This is a genomic window from Pseudidiomarina tainanensis, from assembly GCF_004214835.1.
GTDB classification, from domain to species: domain Bacteria; phylum Pseudomonadota; class Gammaproteobacteria; order Enterobacterales; family Alteromonadaceae; genus Pseudidiomarina; species Pseudidiomarina tainanensis.
The window spans coordinates 149,330-170,924 of record NZ_PIQJ01000003.1; the positions used below are offsets into that span (position 1 = coordinate 149,330).

A 21,595-nucleotide genomic window follows, 5' to 3' on the forward strand; every position below is an offset into this window, starting at 1 on the left:
CATGGATCGTCGTTATTCCGTCCTCTTTATTTTGAAAGGCCTACTGTGGTTTATTGTCCCAGTAGGCTTTTTCGGTTGGTTGCTCGGTTACTTCTGGGCAACGTTAGCTCTAGCACTTATTGCGTTGGTTGTTTGGCACTATTATTACCAATACAAATTAGTTGATTGGCTGTGGCATCGCCGCACAATGTTGCCACCAAGTGCACCGGGTAGCTGGAGTTATATCTACGATGGTATTTATCGCACCCAACGTCGAAGCCAACAACGTCGCCGTGCATTAGCGCGATTATTGCGACGCTTTCGTGAAGCATCGGAAGCAATTCCAGATGCTGCGATTGTGTTTCGCAAAGACGGCGGCCTCATTTGGTGTAACAAATTAGGCCAATTCTATTTTGGCCTGAAGTGGCCGGCCGACACAGGTATTCGTCTTTCCAACTTGATTCGTCACCCAGAATTCATTGCCTATTTGCAGAAGGGCGATTTTAGCGACGACATTCATCTGCCATCTCCGGTGCGCGAAGATGTAGAACTTGAAGTTCGTATCATGCCTTATAGCGATGACCAATATTTATTGATGGCACGTGATGTGACGCAGCTCAAACAACTCGAGCAAATGCGCAAAGACTTCGTGGCCAACGTCTCACATGAACTGAAAACGCCATTAACCGTATTGCAAGGTTACCTCGAAATGCTGGATGAGCCGGCTTCGCTGCCACCAGCGATGCTAACTAAGGCGGTTACCGACATGCAGGCGCAAAGCGAACGTATGCGCAACTTGGTTGATCAGCTCCTATCGTTATCGCGTATGGATGTGCATCGTACCGATATGTTTGAACGTACTGTCAACGTACCGGCCATGTTAGAGGTTATAAAAAATGATGCCGAACGCTTAAATCAAGACAAGCAACATACGTTGGTGTTTGATATTGCAGATATCCAATTGCACGGTATTGAAGATGAATTGCGTAGCGTATTTTCAAATTTAGTCACCAACGCGATTCATTACACCCAACCGCATGGTGAAATCAAAGTAACCTGGAAAATGGTCGGGCAAGACGCCGAGTTCGCGGTGCAAGACAATGGCCCGGGTATTCCTGCCGAACATGTCGGCCGTTTAACTGAACGTTTCTATCGTGTGGACAAAGACCGCAATAGTAAAAAAGGCGGCTCTGGATTGGGCTTAGCGATAGTCCAACAAGCGCTTGAACATCATCACAGCCGGCTTATTATTGATTCTGTTGTGGGGCGCGGATCCAAGTTCTCTTTCCGTATTTCTGAAGAGTTGGTCATTAAGCGTTCGTGATAAAAAATGACACTTTTGTCATAAATGTCACAATACTGTCACATTGACTCACTAAACTTGACTCCAGTTACTGATTAAAACCGTCGGTAGAAACCGACAAAACATCACGATTGGAGTCAACTATGAAATTCAAATCGGCATTAATTACCGCTGCAGTTGCAGGTTTAATTAGTTTTTCTGCAAGCGCACAAAAAGCAACGGACAACCTACCAGAATATGAAAAAGTAAGTGGTCTTTCAGGCAACCTTTCGTCAGTAGGTTCAGACACCCTAGCAAACATGATGACCTTCTGGTCAGAAGAGTTTAAGCGTTTATACCCGAACGTTAACATGCAAATCCAAGCGGCTGGTTCTTCAACTGCGCCACCTGCGTTAACTGAAGGTACGTCAAACTTTGGCCCAATGAGCCGCGCGATGAAAGCGAAAGAAATCGAAGCTTTTGAAAAGCGTCACGGTTACAAGCCAACGCAAGTTCGCGTAGCGATTGACGCATTAGCCGTATTCGCACACAAAGATAACCCAATTGAAGGTTTAACCATTGCTGAAGTGGACGCAATCTTCTCAAGCACGCGTTTGTGTGGTGCAAATGAAGAAGTGCGCCGTTGGGGCGATTTAGGTTTAACGGGTAGCTGGGAAAACCGTGACCTGCAATTATATGGTCGCAACTCAGTATCAGGCACTTACGGTTACTTTAAAGAAGTCGCGTTGTGTGACGGTGATTTCCGCAATAACGTGAACGAACAGCCAGGTTCAGCGTCAGTGGTACAGTCGGTATCAACTTCACTGAACGCCATTGGTTACTCAGGCATTGGTTACATGACTTCTGGTGTGAAAACTGTACCTCTAGCAGTTGAAGAAGGCGCCGAGTACGTTGACGCAACCACTGAAAACGCGTTAGCGGGTAAATACCCACTGTCACGCTTCTTATACGTTTATGTAAACAAGCATCCAAACAAACCGCTTGACCCAGCGACTGCAGAATTCTTGAAAATGGCTTTATCTAAAACTGGTCAAGAAATTGTCGATAAAGACGGTTACATTCCACTTCCACGCGTTGTGGTTGAGCAAGAGCTTGAAAAGCTTGGCTTGAACTAAGACTTAAGAAAGACGAAAGCCCGCATATTGCGGGCTTTTTTTATACCTGTATCTGCCGCATAATTGGTTGCTGTAACGAAATTAACGTTTCGGTGGCCTGAATTTCCTCAATGGGTTGAATTTTGTTGATCAGTAAGTTTTGAAGATCATCAATTGAGCGCACCATCACTTTAATAAAAATACTATATTGGCCGGTGGTGTAGTGGGCTTCTACGACTTCGGGCAAGGCATTCAACTGCGCTAATGCGCTCGGGTAATCGCCGGCGCGCGCTAAATTAATACCGATAAAACAGCACACATCGTAACCAAGTTTGCGTGCATCAACGTGCACGTGGGTACCTGTAATAATTCCCGCTTGGCGTAATTTCTCTACCCGCACATGAATTGTGGCGGGGCTAACGCTATGTTGCTTGGCAATTTCTGCATAAGAAATCCGCGCGTTGTCTTGCAGCGTGCTAATTATCGCTTTGTCTAAATTGTCGATCATCTAATTTCTCGTCTGAATGCTTATATTGTTTTAAATAATATCTAATATTTTTAACTATGAATGCAAATAAATAATCGTGCAACAGTTTATTGGTTAGATGGTATTGAAGTAAGTATTGATCAGGGTTTAATTTGTTTAATAACGAATAACGAATAACGAATAACGAATAACGAATAACGAATAACGAATAACGAATAACGAATAACGAATAACGAATAACGACCATTATCGGGTAACCACCATTAACAGCGCTTTGCGCTACCCGGCGTGAAACGCCGGGCGACGAGGATTTGACATGTTGAAGCAGCAACAGAGAATTGCCGAGATCAAACAACGGATGACTGAATTGTTATGTACCACTTTGAACCTGACTGAAGTGCAGGCACCGCTGATGGTGCCGAGCGATGCTGGCGTACAAGATAATTTAAGTGGCGCAGAGCACGGCGTGTCAGTGCATGTGAAAGCTGAACAACGAGATTATGTGATTGTGCACTCACTCGCGAAATGGAAGCGCAGCGTGTTGGCGCATTACGGATGCCAAGCGGGTGAGGGCGTGATCGCACAAATGAAGGCGATTCGCGCCCACGAAGAGCAGTTAACTGAGCGGCATTCCGTTCTGGTTGAACAATGGGATTGGGAGCAAGTGATCACATCGAGTGAGCGCTCACTAACAACATTGCAGAGAACGGTCAGTGATATCTATCAATCCTTAAGCCAATTAATGCGAGAGGTGGCACCAGAACATACTGATCAACTCGCATCGCAGGTGGTATTCATTCATGCCGAACAACTCCGCAAGATGTATCCATTGCTGACCCCGAAAGAACGTGAACGCGAATTCACCAAGTTACATAAAGCCGTATTTATTATTGGTATCGGTGGTGAACTGGCTGATGGTTCATTACATGACGCGCGTTCGCCAGATTACGATGACTGGAGTACCTGTGTTTCCTATTCAACACATTCACAACCGTTACCCGGTTTGAATGGTGATTTGTTGGTTTGGCATGCGCCCATTGATGACGCATTGGAGTTGTCATCAATGGGCATTCGGGTCAACGCTGAAGCACTCAAACGCCAAACCGAACAGCGCAAATGCGAGGCGATATTGCAGCAACCATGGCACCAAGATTTATTAAGCGGACTTCTTCCAGAATGTATTGGTGGCGGTATCGGTCAGTCGCGTGTTGCCATGTGGGTGTTACAACTTCCTCATATCGCCGCAACACAAGCTCCACAGCTAAATTGGCAGTATTCAACAGGCGAAAAAATTCGTGCTGCATGACAGAAAAATGTCAGGAATATGACAGCACTGTAACAATACTGTCATAGAAAGGGTCTATACTCTGCTGCATCAAATTCATGTTAGATCATTTTTAGACTTGAAGAGGCAGCAATGGCGGCATCACAACGTGCAGAGTTGGGAGCCAGTAATGTGCGATTAATCAAAGACAAAGCTGCTCGCTGGGGGGTAACTCTTGGCGGCGGTTTAGTGTTAATGGCACTGCTACTGATATTCTTTTACTTGTTATATGTGGTTGAACCTATTTTCCGTGGTGTTGAAGTTGAACACCAGCAATCGTTTGCCGTGCCAGGGCAAGGTCAGACCGTTGCCATGGGTATGGAAGAGCAGTCTGAAATTGGCTATCGCTTTGCCGATAACGGTGAACTGAGCTTCTTTGCACTCAAGCAAAAGCCGGGCACCGATTGGCAACCTGGCCAAGTTTTACTGACCGAACAAGTTGCCGACGAGCCGACCGCATTTGCAGCTACTCAGCCGCAAAACAAGCGTTACGCTTATGCAGTGGCCAACGGTCAAGCGCGCGTTATTGAGCCAAAGTTTCGGTCGCAATTCACTAATGGTCGCCGCTTAACCACGCCAGTGGTTGGTTTCGCCAACGATGGTGATTTGGTTCAAGTTGATCCGCAACAACGCACCTTGAAACAGTTAGCCTATGAATATGATGGCGAATCACAACTGTTTGCAGCGGTAACAGCTGATGACAAAGTCATCGTCAATTTCCTACAAGCTAGCCGCAGCTTTCTCACTGGAACCGTTGAACTGCAATCAAAGTTTGCTGAACTGCCGATAACTGGAGCGGTTGATAACGTCAAAGTCACGCCTGACTTGTCGCAAGTGTTTGTGCGTCAAGGCAACCGTTTCTATGTGTTTGGTATTTCCCGCACAGGTAACGTCAGCGAGCGTCAAATATTAACCATTGACCGTCGCCGCTACGGCGATATCACCAGCATGCAGCTTTTGGCAGGGGCCAGCTCCGTGCTCTTTGGCCATGCCAACGGGCGTGTCACGCAATGGTTCGAAGTTGCTGGCGCCAATGGCCGCCAATATGAATACATTCGTGAGTTTCAGGCTGGCACTTCAGCAGTTACCGACATCATCGCTGAGTATTACCGTCGTACTTTTTATACCGTATCGGCCAACGGCGAAGTTGGCATTTTTCATACCACGTCTGAGGCTAATTTATATCGCGAAAATATCGATGGCATCAAAGCCGACCGCGTAGTGATTGACCCGCGCGCCAATACGTTATTGATGCAAAGCGGCGATGAGTTACATAGCTTTAATCTTGAGAATGAACATCCAGAGGTAACCTGGAGTGGCATTTGGCAAGAAGTTTGGTACGAAGGCTACCCAGAGCCACAATACGTTTGGCAGTCAACGTCGGGTTCAGATGATTTTGAACCGAAGTTTAGCCTTGTGCCAATTTCATTCGGTACCATCAAAGCTGCTGCTTACGCGATGCTATTTGCGGTACCGATAGGTTTAGCCGCAGCGGTTTACACAGCTTACTTTATGTCGCCAAGCGTGCGCAAAGTGGTGAAGCCAACTGTTGAAATTATGGAAGCTTTGCCAACGGTTATTTTGGGCTTCTTGGCTGGCTTGTGGTTGGCTCCGCTTATTGAACAATATTTACCCGGTATCGTCGCGACGATCATCCTGATACCGCTGGCGATAATTGCCTTTGCTGCCATCAGTACAGTCTTGCCAAAAACTTGGCGTAACCGTTTTACCGATGGCCGCGCAGCACTGATCTTACTGCCAATTGTTGCCTTTGTTGGTTGGTTATCATTTGAGTTGTCACCATGGGTTGAACAAGCCTTATTTGACGGCAACGTGCGTCAATATATAACGAATGAACTGGGTATTACTTTCGACCAACGTAATTCATTAGTCGTTGGTATTGCGATGGGGTTTGCCGTTATTCCGACCATTTTCTCGATTGCCGAAGATGCGGTGTTCAGCGTACCGAAGCACTTATCGAACGGTTCATTAGCATTGGGTGCGACCACCTGGCAAACACTGACCAAAGTTGTTCTATTGACTGCGAGTCCGGGTATTTTCTCGGCAGTCATGATGGGCTTAGGCCGTGCGGTAGGTGAGACCATGATCGTACTGATGGCAACCGGTAACACACCGATTATGGATTGGAATATTTTCGAAGGCATGCGCACATTGTCGGCCAATATCGCCGTTGAAATGCCAGAATCAGAGGTCGGTAGCTCGCATTATCGCATCTTGTTCTTAGCGGCCTTTGTATTGTTCATTTTTACTTTCGCGTTTAATACCGTCGCTGAGCTTGTGCGTCAGCGTCTACGCGAAAAATATAGCTCGATGTAAGCGTGAGGATGTCCATGAATAAATGGTTTAAATCAGGAAAACCTTATATTTGGCTTACTGCGGGCGCGGTAAGTGTCAGCTTAATCGCTGTGCTTGGCTTATTGGCACTGATAGCGTGGCGGGGCTTGTCATTCTTTTGGCCGGCAGCCATTCATGAAGTTGAAGTGCAGGCGAACGATGGCTCAACTCGTGTGATCATTGGCGAAGTTTATGACCGCGAAGAAGTGCCGATTTCACGACTACAAGAATCGGGCGTTACCCTTGAAGGCTTTGAGGGCGAGATGCTTGAGCGTAAGTTGTTTAAAGTGGGTAACCGCGAGTTTGTGCCACTCGATTTTATGTGGGTGATGCAACCGCAGATTATTCGCGACGAAACACCACAAGACTTAGCCGTTTTAGAACGCTCAAAAGACGGCAACTTTTATGGTTACGTGGTGGATGTGCTCGAAAATGGCGAGTCAGTGGCGAACTCTGAAAATCTACGCGAAGTATTGTTTGAACGTATCGAGCGCGCAGTTGAGTTCAACGAAAAGGCCAGCGACCTGCAGCAAGGGCCAATCGGTGCGATTAACTATGAGCTCAACCAATTACGGCTAGAAGCGCGAGCACTGGACCTTGAAGGTCAGTTGACGGAAGCTGAGCAACAACGTTTGGCAGCCGAAGAACAGGCGTTGAACGAACAGTATAAAGTGCTCGAAAAAGAGCTGTTTGCATATCGTGAAGCGGCCAGTCGTGACAGCGTGGTGATGCGTGACATGCGCGGCGTGGATGTGACGATTCCAATGTATCGCGTGCTTGACGCAACGTTCCCGAATGATATGGGCGTACTGAGCAAAGTCGGTCACTTCTTTGTGCAAATCGGCAAGTTTGTGTCGGAAGATCCGCGTGAAGCAAACACGGAAGGCGGTGTATTCCCAGCGATTTTCGGTACTGTCTTCATGGTACTGCTCATGTCGGTTATCGTGACGCCATTTGGTGTTATCGCTGCGGTTTACTTGCACGAGTACGCCGGTAAAAATGCTATCACGAGGCTGATTCGTATCGCGGTGATTAACCTCGCCGGCGTACCGTCGATTGTTTATGGTGTGTTTGGTTTAGGTTTCTTCGTATACATGGTGGGTGGCACACTCGACCAAATCTTTTACCCAGAAGCATTGCCAAGCCCAACCTTTGGTACGCCTGGGGTGATGTGGTCAGCGATTACGTTGGCAATTCTGACATTGCCGGTGGTCATTGTATCTACCGAAGAGGGCTTGTCGCGCATACCAAGTACATTGCGCGAAGGTAGCTTGGCACTCGGTGCCACGAAAGCTGAAACCTTATGGCGCATTATTTTGCCGATGGCATCGCCGGCTATTATGACTGGATTGATCTTGGCCGTAGCGCGCGCCGCCGGTGAGGTTGCACCATTGATGCTGGTGGGTGTGGTGAAATCTGCACCGATGTTGCCGGTAGACGGTAACTTCCCGTACTTCCATTTAGATCGCAAATTCATGCACTTGGGCTTCCACATTTATGATGTCGGTTTCCAAAGCCCGAACGTTGAGGCCGCGCGTCCATTGGTATACGCCACCTCATTCTTGCTGGTTACGGTGATTGTCGGGTTAAACCTGACCGCTATTGGCGTGCGTAACCATTTACGTGAAAAATATCGCTCTCTTGAACATTAAGGTTAAACATTATGATTTCGGTTACTCCGAACACTAGCAATGTCGAATCATTAGATTTAGCAAACTTAACGCCAGAGCAAACCGCGTTAGAAATTCGCAACCTCAACTTACATTATGGGGAAGCGCAAGCGCTGTACGATATCTCGATGAACATTCCGAAGAATCGTGTCACCGCATTTATCGGTCCATCGGGCTGCGGTAAATCAACCTTGTTGCGTTGTATCAACCGCATGAACGACCTCGTAGAAATTTGCCGTGTCAAAGGCGAAATCCTGTTGCATGACAAGAACATCTACGACAAAAACGTGGATGTAGCTGAGTTGCGTCGCCGCGTTGGTATGGTGTTTCAGCGTCCAAACCCATTCCCGAAATCGATTTATGAGAACGTGGTATACGGCATGCGTCTGCAAGGTGTGAACGATCGCCGCACCTTGGATGAAGTGGTTGAGCGTTCATTGAAAGGCGCCGCGCTGTGGGATGAAGTGAAAGACCGTTTAAACGAATCGGCTTTCGGATTATCCGGTGGTCAGCAGCAGCGCTTGGTAATTGCGCGTGCGATTGCCATTGAGCCAGAAGTGTTGCTGTTAGATGAACCAACATCAGCATTGGACCCAATCTCAACCTTGACGATTGAAGAGCTGATTACTGAACTGAAAGAAAAATATACCGTGGTTATCGTCACGCACAACATGCAACAAGCCGCACGTGTGTCTGATCAAACGGCATTTATGTATATGGGTAAATTGATTGAATATGCAGACACCAACACGCTGTTCACGACCCCAGCCCAAAAACAAACCGAAGATTACATTACCGGACGTTACGGTTAATAGGAGCGCAGGCAATGGATAAACTCAATATGAGCCGGCATATTTCCGGAAAATTTAACGAAGAGCTTGAAGCAGTCCGTAACCAAGTATTGAATATGGGCGGCTTGGTTGAGCAGCAATTGCGTGACTCGCTGCATGCCATTGAAAAGTCAGACCACGAACTGGCTGAGCAAATTTTGCAGCGTGACTACAAAATTAATGCGTTGGAAGTTCAAATTGATGAAGCGTGTGTGCAAATCATTGCAAAACGTCAGCCAGCGGCAAGTGACTTGCGCTTAATCATCGCGATTTTCAAGACGATTTCTGATCTTGAGCGTATCGGCGATGAGGCAGAACGTATTGCGCGGGTTGCACTCGAGAGCTTCAACAACGACCAACAGCAATTCTTGGTCAGCCTAGAAAATCTCGGCCAGCAAGTATTAGCAATGTTGCATGGTGTATTGGATGCATTTGCACGTATGGATTTGGACGCGGCGTTTGAAGTGCACCAAATGGATGCGCAAGCCGACCGTCAATACGAGGCGCTGACACGTCAGCTGATGACCTACATGATGGAAGATCCGCGCGGGATTCCAAAAGTCATGAATGTATTGTGGTCAGCACGTTCATTGGAACGTATCGGCGACCGTTGTCAGAATATCGCCGAGTACATTATTTTCTTCGTGAAAGGTAAAGACGTACGACACGTTTCTCCTGAATCGATGGAGCAAACGGTAAAAGGCGCGCGTTAACGCTGTAATTAATACAGCACGCGCGCTTTGATAGTGCCGTCGATATCACGCATTGCTACCAGTAAATCATCGGCAATGGTGCTTTTCGGCGGCGTTTCTATATCAATCACTACATAACCGACTTTGCTATCGGTTTGCAGATACTGACCCGAAACGTTGATATTTTGCTCGGCCAATAATTGGTTAATGCGGGTTAGCATACCAGGGCGGTTGTGGTGAATGTGTAGCAAGCGGCGCGAGCCTTCATGTGCAGGCAATGCCACCTCAGGGAAATTCACTGCTGATAAAGTCGAGCCGTTATCGGAATAACGCACTAATTTACCCACCACCTCAATGCCAATGTTTTCTTGTGCTTCTTGCGTTGAGCCACCAATGTGTGGGGTCAAAATACAGTTATCTAAACCACGTAATGGCGATTCAAACTGCTCATCGTTACCTTTCGGTTCAACCGGGAATACGTCAATCGCCGCGCCGGCTAAATGTCCTGATTTTAACGAATCTGCCAAGGCATTGATTTTCACCACGGTGCCGCGAGAAGCGTTAATAAATACCGCACCTGGTTTCATCTGGGCTAACTCTTGAGCGCCAATCATCCATTGCGTTTGTGGTGTTTCTGGCACGTGCAACGTCACCACATCGGCTTGCTTCAACAGTTCATTTAGACTGCTCACCTGTAAGGCGTTACCGAGCGATAATTTTGTTTCGATATCGTAATAGCGAACCTGCATACCCAGCTGCTCTGCCAAAATACCCAGCTGTGTGCCAATGTGGCCATAACCAACAATGCCAAGCACTTTACCGCGCACTTCAAATGAACCTTTGGCGGCTTTGTCCCAACCACCGCGATGCGCCGCCGCGTTTTTCTCTGGAATTCGGCGCAGCAACATAATGATTTCCGCTAGCACTAGCTCAGCAACGCTTCGAGTATTCGAAAATGGTGCATTGAAAACGACCACGCCGTTATCGCGCGCGGCTTCGAGGTCAACCTGATTGGTACCAATACAAAAACAGCCTACAGCAGCAAGCTTCTCGGCTTTTGCAAAGACTTTAGCAGTTAGTTGAGTGCGTGAACGAATGCCAATAAAGTGCACATCTTTAATTGCTTCACACAGCTCGTCTTCATTCAGTGACGTTTTCAGCGTTTTGATATTGCTGTAGCCATGCTGTTTAAGCACCTCGACCGCGCTGTCATGCACACCTTCAAGTAACAGAATTTGAATGCGTTCTTTGGCCAGAGATACCTGTGGTGCTGCTGGGGTGTTCATAGTTACTCCATGAATTGCAAACCGTCAGGGCTTGCGATAATCGCGATATTGGCGCCGCGCTTGGCGAATAGGCCGTTAGTGACCACACCTACAATACTATTCAATTGTTGCTCAAGTTGAACAGGGTTTAAGATATCAAAGTTGTGAATGTCCAGAATGACATTGCCGTTGTCGGTCACAAAACCTTGACGCCACACTGGGTCACCGCCAAGTTTGACGATTTCGCGAGCCACATAGGAGCGCGCCATCGGAATCACTTCAACCGGGATAGGGAAGCGACCCAAGCGGCCAACCACTTTGCTTTGGTCGGCAATACAAACAAATTTGTCAGCGACTGCGGCAATAATTTTTTCGCGGGTTAATGCACCGCCACCGCCTTTGACCATGCGCATGTGCTCGTCAATTTCATCAGCCCCATCAATGTACACCGGCAAGTCAGCTACGTTATTAAGCTCAACCACTTCAATGCCGTGGGCTTTCAAACGCTCGGTGGATGCTTCTGAACTCGATACCGCCGCCTCAATATCATTTTTCATGGTTGCCAGCGCATCAATGAAAAAATTAACGGTAGAGCCGGTACCCACGCCGATAATTGAATTGGGTTGGACGTACTTCAGTGCGGCTTCAGCAGCTTGCTTTTTTAGATCATCTTGCGAGGTGGTCATGGCGGAATCCATAGTCAGTTGTCTATGGCGGTTTAGTATACAGTTTTAGCCTCGGAAATCCCACACTTTCGAGGGGGTAATGACCATCGAAAGCGGCACGTCCCATGGCTGTACTGGTAATTCGTGAACATATTGGCAATCCAGTGCCAGCCCAATTGGCAGCACATTGATTTTACCCTGTCGCCAAGCACTTAAGGTACGATCATAAAAGCCACCGCCCATGCCCATGCGGTTGCCTGTGGCGTCAAACCCGACTAACGGTACCAGTAGCACATTCAACTGGTCGAGTGGAGTCACATGACGCACGTCGAGTTCCGGCTCAGGGATACCAAAACGGTTATGTGTCCATTGGGTGGTCTGGTTGAGCTGTATAAACAGCAAATGCCAAGCGCGAAACGGATGCAAAATCGGCAACGACAACTGATGTTCATGTGCCATAAGCCGCTGGTTAATGGCATGGGTGGGTAACTCAGCTTTCACGCTAAAATAACTGCCAATGTGGCACGGTTGCTGCAGTTCCGGCAATTGCAGTAAGTGTTCACCGACTTGCAACGCCGCATCATCTCTAGCTGCGTTAGAAAGACTCGCGCGTGCGTCGAGTAGTTGGCGGCGTAATTGCTGTTGGGTCACGGCGCTGATATCCTTGCTGAACAACATAATTAAAATAATAGTGAGTGCTTTCCATGATACGCCAATTTCTAAGTATGTTAACCCTGTCGCTGGCCATCAGTACGGCAGCGCAAGCAGCACCGCCAAAAGCGCCAGAGCGCGGCGACCAAGGGGCGGGCCCATATGATCGCTTAATCATTCGCGGCGCTACGTTAATTAACGGTGAAGGTGCGCCGCCGCAGGGGCCTGTGGATATCGTGATTGAAGATGACCGCATCGTGAACGTGGTGAGTGTTGGCTATCCGGGCGTACCGATTAAAGATGATCGTCGCCCACTGGCAGGTCCGAACGATCAAGAAATTGATGCACATGGCAAGTACGTGTTGCCAGGCTTTGTTGAAATGCACGGCCATATTGGTGGGTCGGCCGAAGGTATTCCGGCTGAGTATGTCCTGAAACTTTGGCTGGCACACGGCATCACCACGGTACGCGAACCGGGCAGCTTCAATGGCCTTGATTGGACGAAATGGCACCAAGAAAAAGCCGAAGAAAATGATATCGTTGGACCGCGCATTATTCCTTATGCAGGATTTGGTATGGGGGCTGAAGATCCCATCTTCAACGGTGAGCAAGCCCGTGATTGGGTGCGTAAAATCAAACGTCAAGGCGCTTCGGGTATCAAGTTTTTTGGCGCCACGCCAAAAGTTATGGCGGCAGCGTTAGATGAAGCGAAAAAGCAAAACCTTGGCACCATGATGCACCATGCGCAGCTGAATGTCGTGCGTACCAGCGTGATTGATTCGGCGCGTTTAGGTCTTGGTAGTATGGAGCACTGGTACGGTTTACCAGAAGCGTTATTTACCGGTCAGCGGATTCAGAATTATCCCGCCGATTACAACTACAACAACGAGCAAGACCGCTTCCGCGAAGCTGGGCGGCTTTGGGCGCAAGCTGCTGAGCCGGGTTCGGAGCAGTGGAATAAAGTACGCGATGAACTGATTGCATTGGATTTTACAATCAACCCAACGTTGACGATTTATGAAGCAAGTCGTGACCTGATGCGTGAACGCCGCGCGATTTGGCACGAAGAATACACCTTGCCGCAACTTTGGGATTTTTTCACCCCAAGCCGCTATGCCCATGGGTCATATTGGTTTGATTGGACCACCGATGAAGAAGTCGCGTGGCGTAAAAACTATCAGTTATGGATGACGTTCTTAAACGACTTTAAAAATCATGGCGGCCGTGTCACCACAGGTTCTGATGCGGGTTATATCTACAAAATTTATGGCTTTGCCTATATTCGCGAGCTGGAATTATTGCGTGAAGCCGGCTTTAACGCATTGGAAGTGATTCAATCAGCAACGTTAAATGGCGCTGAAGCGCTTGGTCTCGATGACCAAATTGGTAGCGTAGTGCCCGGCAAAAAGGCCGACATGATCATCGTCGACGAAAATCCTTTGGCCAATTTCAAAGTGTTATACGGCACAGGTCATTATAGGCTTGACGACAATAATCAGCCGATGCGCACCAAAGGCATCCGCTACACCATCAAAGATGGCATTGTCTACGACGCCCAACAACTCCTCGCCGACGTCCGCGAAATAGTGAAAAGCGAAAAGCAAAAGCGTTAATCGTGTTTCGTGCGCTTCGCTGTTCGTCCGCTTCGCTGTTCGAATAGTGAGCGTAGCGAACGTACTAACAGCGAACGAAGTGAGCGCACGAATAACGAATAACGTTTTTTGAAAGGGTGACTACCCGGAATGCCGCTGCGTGCCTTGGCCCTTGAACCCACTGGTTCAAGGCGGGGCGCAATTGAAACGGCCGCAGGCTTCTCGATACTAGTCGAGCTTGCTCAATAGCCGCCCAGTGAGCCCCTTTACTGCTAGCATCGGCTCAGGGACATCGGCGTGCTGGCGCACATCCCAGGCAGTCATAATCTGACTATTTTAACGTCCGGGGCGTTGTTCTGCCATGACTTGTTCGAGGGTTTCTTGCAGTAGTTTCAATTTTTCTTCGAGATCAGCGATGCGTTGTTGCTGACGCTTCTCGTCTTGGGCAAATTCATGGCACAAATTCAACCCGGCCATCACTGCAATTTGCTCGGGATTCGACAACTTGGTGTTGGTACGAATCGTTTCTAGCTTATTATTCAAGCGATCAGCAGCCTGCTGCAAAGCAACCTCTTGCCCCGGTGGGCAATTCACTTTGTAGTGACGTTCCATCAATCTTATGTCCATGGCGCGTTGACTCATGCCGCTTCCTCTGTGCTTGTACTATTCTTATGTTTAGAACTAACCATATTATGGCACGTCCTACGGGGCTTTGTCAGCTAGCCTGAACAGCTTTGCAATGGTAGGATGTGCGTAAAGAACGTAAAGAGTACAACGCTTATGTCAGACTTAGGTAGCAGTTCAGCTAACCCATTGAGTTACGACCGTTTATCAGAATTTTTTGAACAAAACGGAATTTTATCCAACGCCGCCGAAGTACACGGCATTCTCACCGGCATGATAGCGGGTGGTGCAAGTATTGAGGGTGATGACTGGTTATTGCTATTAAGTGATTTAATTCATGAAGGACAGTCATTTAAACCCGCGGTGCGCGAACGCATGATCGAAATGGCCAACGACATTTGTGCCAGCATGCGCGATCCCGACCTCGGTTTTAATTTATTACTGCCAAGTGATCATGAATCATTGTTGGAACGTTTAACCAGTATGATTAATTGGGTGCAATCCTTTCTCGTTGGTTTCGGTGTCAATCAAACTAACCTGACGGGGCTCTCAGACGATGTCCGCGAAGTCATCGACGATATGGTTGAAATTGCTAAGCTAGATTTTGCCGTTGATGAAGACGAAGAAGGCGAACGCGCATACTTTGAGGTCGTCGAGTATTTGCGAATCTCCGCTATGTTATGCTTCAACGAGCTGGGCCGAAAGGTCGGCGCAAGTTGCACAACCAACAAAGTATTGCATTAATTCATCACCTTAATCTGCTGTAGGTTCACATGTCTCACGCTATTGCTATTGAAGAGTACCAAAAGCGCCGCGCGCACCTGTTGGCGCGCCTCAAAAAAGTATCCGCGCATGCTGTCGCCGTTATTCCAAGTGCCCAATTGCAAACGCGCAGCCGTGATACCGAATTTCCATTTCGACAAGACAGTGATTTCTTTTATTTGACCGGATTCAACGAGCCGAACGCGTTATTGGTGTTGGCACCCCATGCTGATATGCCGGTACAACTCTATTGCCAGCCAACTAGTCCGCAAGAAGAAGTGTGGCACGGGCGTCGTTTAGGCGTTGACCGAGCTGTCGAAAAGCTAGGTGTTGACTTTGCTGCCAGCATTGACGATGTCGACGACCATTTGTATGCCTTACTCGATGGAGTCGAGCAGGTTTATCATTCACATGATAAGCCTGATTTAGCTGCTCAGTTATATAGCATTGCGGATGAATTGCGGGCGTCATCGAAGCAAGGTCATCAGGCACCACAAGCTTGGGTGGATATCAATCCGTGGTTGGCCGATATGCGCATTATTAAAAGTAACGCAGAGCTGGACTTAATGCGCGAAGCTGCACGAATCAGCGTGTTAGCGCACAAGCGAGCCATGTTATTTGCGAAGCCAGGTAAGTTCGAATATCAGGTCGCCGCTGAAATTCATCATGAATTTGCGATGCATGGCGCGCTGTCCCCAGCTTACGGCACCATTTGTGGCAGTGGCGAAAACGCCTGCATTTTGCACTACACCGAAAATGAATCAGAGCTCCGCGACGGCGATTTGCTGTTGATTGACGCAGGCGCTGAGTATCAAGGCTTCGCCGGTGATATCACGCGCACATTCCCCGTGAATGGGCGCTTTTCTGAGCCGCAAAAAGAGCTCTACAATGTGGTGCTCGCGGCTCAAGAAGCTGCATTGGCGACCTTGAAGCCCGGCAGTAATTTACCCACCGCCATGAAAGCTGCAGGTAAAGCACTAACCGAAGGTTTGCATGCGCTGGGAATCTTAAAAGGCAACCTGAGCAAGCTGGTTGCTGATGAAGCCTTCCGCCCATTTATGATTCACGGTTTAGGACATTGGCTTGGCTTAGACGTGCACGATGTGGGCACGTACACCCAAGAAGGCAAAAAGCGTAAGTTCGAGCCAGGTATGGTGCTAACCATCGAACCAGGAATTTATATTCCACAAGGCATGCCGAATGTGGATGAGAGATGGCACGGTATTGGTATTCGTATTGAAGATGATGTGATTATTACCGAAGATGGCCATGAAAACATGACCAGCGCTGTTCCGAAAACCGTGGCAGAGATTGAAGCATGGATGGCACAGTAAACTATCCAATCGCCATTGCTGGGGGCGGGCTAGTCGGCGCGCTCACCGCATTATTATTGGCGCGCGGTCGGCCGGATTGGCGGATTGCGGTATTAGAACCGCAGGCTCAAGGGCCTGCGCAAGACAAACGCACCATTGCGTTAGCGGCGGCGACAGTTGCCCTGCTGGAACAAATTGGCGTGTGGCAGAATCTAGCTACCGAAGCCAGCCCAATTGAACATATTCATGTCAGTGATCGCGGACATCTGGGTATGACCCGTTTGCATGCTACTCAGCATGGCGTTGCCGCAATGGGACAAGTGATATCCGCAGCACTATTAAATCGGGCGCTGTATGACGCCTGTTTACAACAGGCAAACATCGAGTGGCTTGGTGGTGCGTGGTTTGAGCATGCCGAACGCACGCGTGACGCTGTTACCGTTCATTTTAAACAGCATGATAGCGCCACCGAATTAACCACGCAGTTACTGATTGGTGCCGACGGACAACGCTCGCAAGTGCGCGAAGACGCCGGCATTGTTATGAAGCACACTGACTATCAGCAAGTGGGGATTATTGCGACTTTAAGGCTATCCGATGATCTCGGTGGTTGGGCCTATGAGCGCTTCACTGACACCGGACCAATCGCGTTGTTGCCATTACCCGATCAACAAGCCTCGCTGGTGTGGAGCTTAAGCCCTGAGCAAGCCGAGCAAACCATGCAACTCTCAAACGCCGAATTCTTAGTAGCATGTCAGCGTGCATTTGGGTATCGCGCCGGGCGTTTTACTGCGGTGCGAGACCGGGTGCAATATCCCTTGCAATTGCATTTAGCTGAATCCAACATTTGCCACCGAAGCGTGATCATCGGCAACGCTTCGCATACATTGCACCCGATTGCCGGCCAAGGTTTTAACCTCGGCGTGCGTGATGCGATTGAATTGAGTGCGTTGTTGATTGTGGCAGATGACCCAGGCAGTTACCGCCTATTAAGCGAGTATAACCAGCAGCGCCAAAGTGACTATCAGCGCATTATTGGGCTAACGGATAGCTTGGTGCGTGGGTTCTCAAATCAATATGTACCGCTTCTCATTGGTCGTAATCTAGCGTTGTTTGGGTTAGATAACCTACCACCCATACGTCATCTTTTCGCACGTCAAACCATGGGGTTTCGTAACGCATGAGTGGACCATTTAAAGCGCAAACAATTGTGATTGTCGGCGGCGGCATGATTGGCCTCAGCGCCGCGTTGGGTCTGCGGTTACAAGGGCATCGTTTGTTTGTCATCGAGCGCAGTGGGCGCCCAGAATATAGCGAGTCACCTGAGCTACGAGTCAGCGCTTTAGCGCACCACAGCCGCAAGTTATTGTGTGAATTGGGCGTGTGGCAACAATTACCGCAACAGCGTCTGGGCCCGTATACCGGTATGCAGGTGTGGGATCATGACAGCTTCGGAGAAATTGAATTTAAAGCTGCTGAAGTGGGTGCTGATGATTTGGGCGCTATTGTTGAAAACAAAGTGCTTGAGCAAGCCTTGTGGGACGCCGCCATTGCACAAGGCGTGCAGATTATTGCCGACGACGAAGTGGTCGAGCATCAGGTTACCGAGAGCCAAGTCACCGTGAAACTGCGGTCACAGCAACAATTGCAAGCGGATTATCTGATTGCTGCAGATGGCAACCGTTCACCTACCCGTGAACGCGCCAAGCTTCCGCTAAGCTTTTGGGATTACGAACAAACTGGCATTGTGGCGGTGATTAAAACCGAAAAGCTCCACGATGGCATTGCCCGCCAAGTGTTTTTGCCAACCGGACCGATTGCGTGGCTACCGCTGAACGATGCGCATTTGGTATCGTTGGTATGGTCAGCGGATACCGAAAAGGCGCAGCAATTATTAGCGCTGGATGAACACGCTTTTATGAACCAACTGCAGGCAGCCAGTGATCAGTGTCTCGGTAAATTGGAATTAGATTCGGTACGAGCCGGTTTTCCGCTGCGCATGCAATACGCTCAGCGTTGGCTAGAGCAACGTCTCATACTGATTGGTGATGCTGCGCACAGCATTCATCCGCTAGCTGGGCAGGGGGCAAACCTTGGCTTCGGCGACGTGGTTGATTTGCTGCCGGTGTTTGCCGCTAACCCGAATCACCGCGAGTTGCGTGCGTGGGAGCGCAAGCGTAAGGCCGCGGCGGTAACGATGATTGGCGCCATGGAAGCTTTCAAACGTGGTTTTGGCACCGCGAATCCACTGGCAAAACTGGTGCGTGGCATTGGCTTTAAAGCTGCCAACAGCATTCAGCCATTAAAACGCCAATTGATTAAAGCCGCGCTGGGCGAATAAGCTAAATACGTTCCTGAATAAACTGCGCTAACTGCCGCGCCGCCTGATTGGTGGTATCGGCTTGCCACATCGCCACGCTGACTTCACCAAGTTCGGGCAACGTAATTTGACCAATACGCTGCTGGCGCGACAAGTTATCGGGTACGGTGCTTTGTGCCAGAACCGTCAAACCAAGCCCACTTTCTATCGCGGCGGTTAACCCTGAAAAGTCCGCATTCGTATAACTGATGCGCGCAGGAATATTCGCCTGCCGTAAAGCACCTAATGCGCGGCGGCGGTAAATACAGCCCTCAGGTGCGACCACCAGCGACAAATCTTCTTGTAGATAGCTCAACTCCGCTGTTGCACCAACCCATACGAGAGGCTCTTGTTTGAGAATGACTAAACCGGGGCGGGTAATCCGCTTATCTGGCTCTTTGAGCGCAATCACCAAATCAAAATGCGCTTGCTCGTCTTTCAACAAGTCTTTGCTAAGCGCCGATGTCACTGAAAGCGATACGTTCGGATACGCATGCGCAAATTGGCCGAGAACCTGCGGTAATAATTTACTCGCAAACTCACTGGGAATCCCAAGGCGAACTTGTCCAGATACGGCAGGCTCGGTGAAGCGCGCAATAATTTGATCGTTCAAGCCCAACAACGTTCGCGCTTGTTCGAGCAACTCAGTACCGCTCGGTGTTAAATGAATACGCCCGCCACTGCGTGTCAGCAGTGAGGTATCGAGTAACTCTTCGAGGCGACGTAACTGTAGACTAATGGCCGGTTGTGAACGGTTTAGTTGCTGTGCAGCAGCAGTGTAGCTCTGAAGCTCATAAATGCTGACGAAAGCGCGTAAGGCTTCCAAGGGTAAATGTTGCATCTTGAGCTCCTGTAAATCACCGAATTCATAATTTAATTTAATACATTATAAATTCGTATTTAATATTTTTATAAATGTATAAGTAATATTCATTTGTTGCAAGGCGCTTTGAGTTCTATAATTCGCGTAATTTTTTGAATGTGAGCAAACTCGCATCTCGACAACAAAAAAGGATAACTAGGTCATGGCAAATCGCACTCCTTTGTATGACGCGCACGTAAAAGCTGGCGCGAAAATGGTGGACTTCCACGGCTGGGACATGCCGCTGAACTACGGCTCACAGATTGAAGAGCACAATGCTGTGCGTAATGATTCAGGTGTGTTTGATGTATCGCACATGACCATCGTTGATGTTGCAGGCATCGACGCCAAAGCTTTCTTACGTTACCTATTAGCCAACGACGTCGCTAAGTTAACTGTTCCTGGCAAAGCGCTTTACAGCGGCATGCTGAATGAAAAGGGCGGCGTGATTGATGACCTGATCGTATATTTCTTCACTGACGAATCGTATCGCTTAGTGGTGAACTCAGCGACGCGTGAGCGCGACATGGCATGGATTCACAGCGTTGCGAGTGACTTCAAAGTCACAATTACCGAACAACCAAGCCTTGGCATGGTCGCCTTGCAAGGTCCAAAAGCCGAAGAAAAGCTGAAATTGGTGCTAGGCGATGACGCATTTGCCCCGGTTGCGGGTATGAAGCCGTTTATGTCTGAGCAAGTGGGCGATTACTTCATCGCTACAACGGGCTACACCGGCGAAAAAGGCTACGAAATCGTTGTACCAGGCGACAAAGTTGAGAAACTTTGGGACGACCTCTTAAATGTTGGCGTGCAGCCATGTGGTTTGGGCGCTCGTGATACTCTGCGCTTAGAAGCCGGCATGAACTTGTACGGCCAAGACATGGACGAATCAGTGACACCACTTGAATCGAACATGGGTTGGAGCGTGGCGTTTGAGCCTGCAGATCGCAAATTCATCGGTCGCGAAGCCCTTGAGCAGCAAAAAGCTGCTGGCCATGCGAAGCTTGTTGGCTTGGTCATGAAAGACAAAGGCGTATTGCGCCACGGCCAAAAAGTTATCGTAGAAGGCGGTGAAGGCGAGATCACCTCAGGTACGTTCTCACCAACGCTGGGCTTCTCTATTGCCATGGCACGCGTGCCAGCATCTGTGGGTGATACTGCAGAGGTGGAAATTCGCAAGAAATTAGTTACAGTAAGCGTGGTCAAACCAAGCTTCGTGCGTCAAGGCAAATCAGTACTTGCCTAAGCAATCACTTTTTAGAATGAGATTACGAGGAACAGAACATGAGCACTATCCCAAAGGAACTTAAGTACGCATCAACGCATGAATGGGTGCGCAACGAAGGTGACGGCATTTTTACGGTAGGCATTACTGAGCACGCACAAGATTTGTTGGGCGACATGGTATTCGTTGAGTTGCCAGAAGTTGGCGCCAACGTAGCCGCAGGTGATGACGTAGCCGTGTGTGAATCGGTAAAAGCAGCGTCTGACATCTACGCACCAATTGCTGGTGAAATTGTTGAAGTCAACGAAGACTTAGAAGACGCACCAGAAACTGTAAACAATGACCCATTTGGTGACGGCTGGTTGTTTAAAATTAAAGCCGAAGACCCAAGTGAAGTTGAAAGCTTGCTTGATGCTGAAGGTTATCAAGCAGTTATCGACGAAGAATAACAGCTCGTTTTGTTGCTAAGCCCCGGTCACTCGCACCGGGGTTTTGTGTTTCAAATGTCTTGTATCCACCCGGAAGCTAGGGGACCTGAAGTAA

At 48.8% G+C, this 21,595-nt stretch carries 20 protein-coding genes and 1 other RNA gene; 14 read left to right on the top strand and 7 right to left on the bottom strand.

Features of this window, described 5'->3' with window-relative positions; all coding sequences use genetic code 11:
• The first annotated feature begins 1 nt into the window (after nucleotide 1).
• A complete protein-coding gene (phoR, locus tag CWI82_RS10765) occupies nucleotides 2-1,303 on the top strand; it encodes a phosphate regulon sensor histidine kinase PhoR (RefSeq protein ID WP_130203536.1) in 1,302 nt (433 codons plus the stop codon).
• A 122-nt stretch (nucleotides 1,304-1,425) separates the two neighbouring features.
• Nucleotides 1,426-2,397, top strand: coding sequence for a PstS family phosphate ABC transporter substrate-binding protein (locus CWI82_RS10770; RefSeq protein WP_130203537.1), 972 nt, complete (start codon nucleotides 1,426-1,428; stop codon nucleotides 2,395-2,397).
• A gap of 40 nt (nucleotides 2,398-2,437) precedes the next feature.
• On the opposite strand, the gene asnC is transcribed toward CWI82_RS10770, so the two are convergent.
• Entirely contained in the window at nucleotides 2,438-2,884 is a 447-nt protein-coding gene (gene asnC / locus CWI82_RS10775) for a transcriptional regulator AsnC (protein ID WP_130203538.1), read from the bottom strand.
• A 295-nt stretch (nucleotides 2,885-3,179) separates the two neighbouring features.
• Here asnC and asnA point away from each other — a divergent pair, with 295 nt between their 5' ends.
• The 5 genes from asnA (at nucleotide 3,180) to phoU (ending at nucleotide 9,755) form a co-directional block, all read left to right on the top strand.
• On the top strand, nucleotides 3,180-4,169 hold the full coding sequence (gene asnA, locus CWI82_RS10785) for an aspartate--ammonia ligase (protein ID WP_130203540.1): 990 nt from the start codon (nucleotides 3,180-3,182) through the stop codon (nucleotides 4,167-4,169).
• A 111-nt stretch (nucleotides 4,170-4,280) separates the two neighbouring features.
• The gene (locus CWI82_RS10790) at nucleotides 4,281-6,524 is read left to right on the top strand and encodes an ABC transporter permease subunit (RefSeq protein ID WP_130203541.1); all 2,244 of its coding nucleotides are present in this window, start codon (nucleotides 4,281-4,283) and stop codon (nucleotides 6,522-6,524) included.
• Nucleotides 6,525-6,538: 14 nt separating this feature from the next.
• Nucleotides 6,539-8,194, top strand: a complete 1,656-nt coding sequence (gene pstA, locus CWI82_RS10795; RefSeq protein ID WP_130203542.1) for a phosphate ABC transporter permease PstA — start codon at nucleotides 6,539-6,541, stop codon at nucleotides 8,192-8,194.
• A gap of 11 nt (nucleotides 8,195-8,205) precedes the next feature.
• Nucleotides 8,206-9,024: a phosphate ABC transporter ATP-binding protein PstB gene (gene pstB / locus CWI82_RS10800; protein ID WP_092858366.1), complete on the top strand. Its 819-nt coding sequence runs from the start codon at nucleotides 8,206-8,208 to the stop codon at nucleotides 9,022-9,024.
• A 14-nt stretch (nucleotides 9,025-9,038) separates the two neighbouring features.
• Nucleotides 9,039-9,755 (top strand): phosphate signaling complex protein PhoU, encoded by a 717-nt coding sequence (gene phoU / locus CWI82_RS10805; RefSeq protein ID WP_130203543.1) that lies wholly within the window; start codon nucleotides 9,039-9,041, stop codon nucleotides 9,753-9,755.
• Nucleotides 9,756-9,763: 8 nt separating this feature from the next.
• Here phoU and serA read toward each other — a convergent pair whose 3' ends face one another.
• The 3 genes from serA to CWI82_RS10820 are packed head-to-tail and all read right to left on the bottom strand — an operon-like array spanning nucleotide 9,764 to nucleotide 12,315.
• Nucleotides 9,764-11,020 (bottom strand): phosphoglycerate dehydrogenase, encoded by a 1,257-nt coding sequence (serA, locus tag CWI82_RS10810; protein ID WP_130203544.1) that lies wholly within the window; start codon nucleotides 11,018-11,020, stop codon nucleotides 9,764-9,766.
• 2 nt (nucleotides 11,021-11,022) lie between these two features.
• Nucleotides 11,023-11,685 carry a ribose-5-phosphate isomerase RpiA gene (gene rpiA / locus CWI82_RS10815; protein WP_130203545.1) on the bottom strand — a complete coding sequence of 221 codons (663 nt, stop codon included), beginning with the start codon at nucleotides 11,683-11,685 and terminating at the stop codon, nucleotides 11,023-11,025.
• A gap of 45 nt (nucleotides 11,686-11,730) precedes the next feature.
• On the bottom strand, nucleotides 11,731-12,315 hold the full coding sequence (locus CWI82_RS10820; RefSeq protein WP_165383927.1) for a 5-formyltetrahydrofolate cyclo-ligase: 585 nt from the start codon (nucleotides 12,313-12,315) through the stop codon (nucleotides 11,731-11,733).
• Nucleotides 12,316-12,368: 53 nt separating this feature from the next.
• Here CWI82_RS10820 and CWI82_RS10825 point away from each other — a divergent pair, with 53 nt between their 5' ends.
• Nucleotides 12,369-13,928, top strand: a complete 1,560-nt coding sequence (locus CWI82_RS10825; protein ID WP_130203547.1) for an amidohydrolase family protein — start codon at nucleotides 12,369-12,371, stop codon at nucleotides 13,926-13,928.
• A 117-nt stretch (nucleotides 13,929-14,045) separates the two neighbouring features.
• On the opposite strand, the gene ssrS is transcribed toward CWI82_RS10825, so the two are convergent.
• Together ssrS and CWI82_RS10835 are read right to left on the bottom strand one after the other, a co-directional pair.
• Nucleotides 14,046-14,229: non-coding RNA, 6S RNA (ssrS, locus tag CWI82_RS10830), on the bottom strand.
• A 14-nt stretch (nucleotides 14,230-14,243) separates the two neighbouring features.
• Entirely contained in the window at nucleotides 14,244-14,549 is a 306-nt protein-coding gene (locus tag CWI82_RS10835; protein WP_092858354.1) for a cell division protein ZapA, read from the bottom strand.
• Nucleotides 14,550-14,687: 138 nt separating this feature from the next.
• Here CWI82_RS10835 and CWI82_RS10840 point away from each other — a divergent pair, with 138 nt between their 5' ends.
• Genes CWI82_RS10840 through CWI82_RS10855 form a run of 4 tightly spaced genes read left to right on the top strand, consistent with a single transcriptional unit; the run spans nucleotide 14,688 to nucleotide 18,947 of the window.
• A complete protein-coding gene (locus CWI82_RS10840) occupies nucleotides 14,688-15,275 on the top strand; it encodes a UPF0149 family protein (protein WP_130203548.1) in 588 nt (195 codons plus the stop codon).
• Nucleotides 15,276-15,304: 29 nt separating this feature from the next.
• The gene (gene pepP, locus CWI82_RS10845) at nucleotides 15,305-16,627 is read left to right on the top strand and encodes a Xaa-Pro aminopeptidase (protein WP_130203549.1); all 1,323 of its coding nucleotides are present in this window, start codon (nucleotides 15,305-15,307) and stop codon (nucleotides 16,625-16,627) included.
• Complete coding sequence (gene ubiH, locus CWI82_RS10850; protein ID WP_130203550.1) at nucleotides 16,612-17,790, top strand: 2-octaprenyl-6-methoxyphenyl hydroxylase; 1,179 nt, start codon at nucleotides 16,612-16,614, stop codon at nucleotides 17,788-17,790. Before pepP ends, ubiH begins: the two co-directional genes overlap by 16 nt.
• Nucleotides 17,787-18,947 (top strand): UbiH/UbiF/VisC/COQ6 family ubiquinone biosynthesis hydroxylase, encoded by a 1,161-nt coding sequence (locus CWI82_RS10855; protein ID WP_130203551.1) that lies wholly within the window; start codon nucleotides 17,787-17,789, stop codon nucleotides 18,945-18,947. The genes ubiH and CWI82_RS10855 overlap by 4 nt, the downstream gene beginning before the upstream one ends.
• 1 nt (nucleotide 18,948) lies before the next feature.
• On the opposite strand, the gene CWI82_RS10860 is transcribed toward CWI82_RS10855, so the two are convergent.
• Entirely contained in the window at nucleotides 18,949-19,806 is an 858-nt protein-coding gene (locus tag CWI82_RS10860; protein ID WP_130203552.1) for a LysR family transcriptional regulator, read from the bottom strand.
• Nucleotides 19,807-19,990: 184 nt separating this feature from the next.
• Between CWI82_RS10860 and gcvT the strand changes: the two genes are divergently transcribed.
• Nucleotides 19,991-21,073 carry a glycine cleavage system aminomethyltransferase GcvT gene (gene gcvT / locus CWI82_RS10865; RefSeq protein WP_130203553.1) on the top strand — a complete coding sequence of 361 codons (1,083 nt, stop codon included), beginning with the start codon at nucleotides 19,991-19,993 and terminating at the stop codon, nucleotides 21,071-21,073.
• A gap of 38 nt (nucleotides 21,074-21,111) precedes the next feature.
• The gene (gene gcvH / locus CWI82_RS10870; protein WP_092858340.1) at nucleotides 21,112-21,501 is read left to right on the top strand and encodes a glycine cleavage system protein GcvH; all 390 of its coding nucleotides are present in this window, start codon (nucleotides 21,112-21,114) and stop codon (nucleotides 21,499-21,501) included.
• Nucleotides 21,502-21,595 lie beyond the last annotated feature (94 nt).

Coding starts and splice junctions, on each gene's coding strand:
- phoR (WP_130203536.1), top strand. CDS start 2: ATGGATCGTCGTTATTCCGTCCTCTTTATTTTGAAAGGCCTACTGTGG.
- CWI82_RS10770 (WP_130203537.1), top strand. CDS start 1,426: ATGAAATTCAAATCGGCATTAATTACCGCTGCAGTTGCAGGTTTAATT.
- asnC (WP_130203538.1), bottom strand. CDS start 2,884: ATGATCGACAATTTAGACAAAGCGATAATTAGCACGCTGCAAGACAAC.
- asnA (WP_130203540.1), top strand. CDS start 3,180: ATGTTGAAGCAGCAACAGAGAATTGCCGAGATCAAACAACGGATGACT.
- CWI82_RS10790 (WP_130203541.1), top strand. CDS start 4,281: ATGGCGGCATCACAACGTGCAGAGTTGGGAGCCAGTAATGTGCGATTA.
- pstA (WP_130203542.1), top strand. CDS start 6,539: ATGAATAAATGGTTTAAATCAGGAAAACCTTATATTTGGCTTACTGCG.
- pstB (WP_092858366.1), top strand. CDS start 8,206: ATGATTTCGGTTACTCCGAACACTAGCAATGTCGAATCATTAGATTTA.
- phoU (WP_130203543.1), top strand. CDS start 9,039: ATGGATAAACTCAATATGAGCCGGCATATTTCCGGAAAATTTAACGAA.
- serA (WP_130203544.1), bottom strand. CDS start 11,020: ATGAACACCCCAGCAGCACCACAGGTATCTCTGGCCAAAGAACGCATT.
- rpiA (WP_130203545.1), bottom strand. CDS start 11,685: ATGACCACCTCGCAAGATGATCTAAAAAAGCAAGCTGCTGAAGCCGCA.
- CWI82_RS10825 (WP_130203547.1), top strand. CDS start 12,369: ATGATACGCCAATTTCTAAGTATGTTAACCCTGTCGCTGGCCATCAGT.
- CWI82_RS10835 (WP_092858354.1), bottom strand. CDS start 14,549: ATGAGTCAACGCGCCATGGACATAAGATTGATGGAACGTCACTACAAA.
- CWI82_RS10840 (WP_130203548.1), top strand. CDS start 14,688: ATGTCAGACTTAGGTAGCAGTTCAGCTAACCCATTGAGTTACGACCGT.
- pepP (WP_130203549.1), top strand. CDS start 15,305: ATGTCTCACGCTATTGCTATTGAAGAGTACCAAAAGCGCCGCGCGCAC.
- ubiH (WP_130203550.1), top strand. CDS start 16,612: ATGGATGGCACAGTAAACTATCCAATCGCCATTGCTGGGGGCGGGCTA.
- CWI82_RS10855 (WP_130203551.1), top strand. CDS start 17,787: ATGAGTGGACCATTTAAAGCGCAAACAATTGTGATTGTCGGCGGCGGC.
- CWI82_RS10860 (WP_130203552.1), bottom strand. CDS start 19,806: ATGCAACATTTACCCTTGGAAGCCTTACGCGCTTTCGTCAGCATTTAT.
- gcvT (WP_130203553.1), top strand. CDS start 19,991: ATGGCAAATCGCACTCCTTTGTATGACGCGCACGTAAAAGCTGGCGCG.
- gcvH (WP_092858340.1), top strand. CDS start 21,112: ATGAGCACTATCCCAAAGGAACTTAAGTACGCATCAACGCATGAATGG.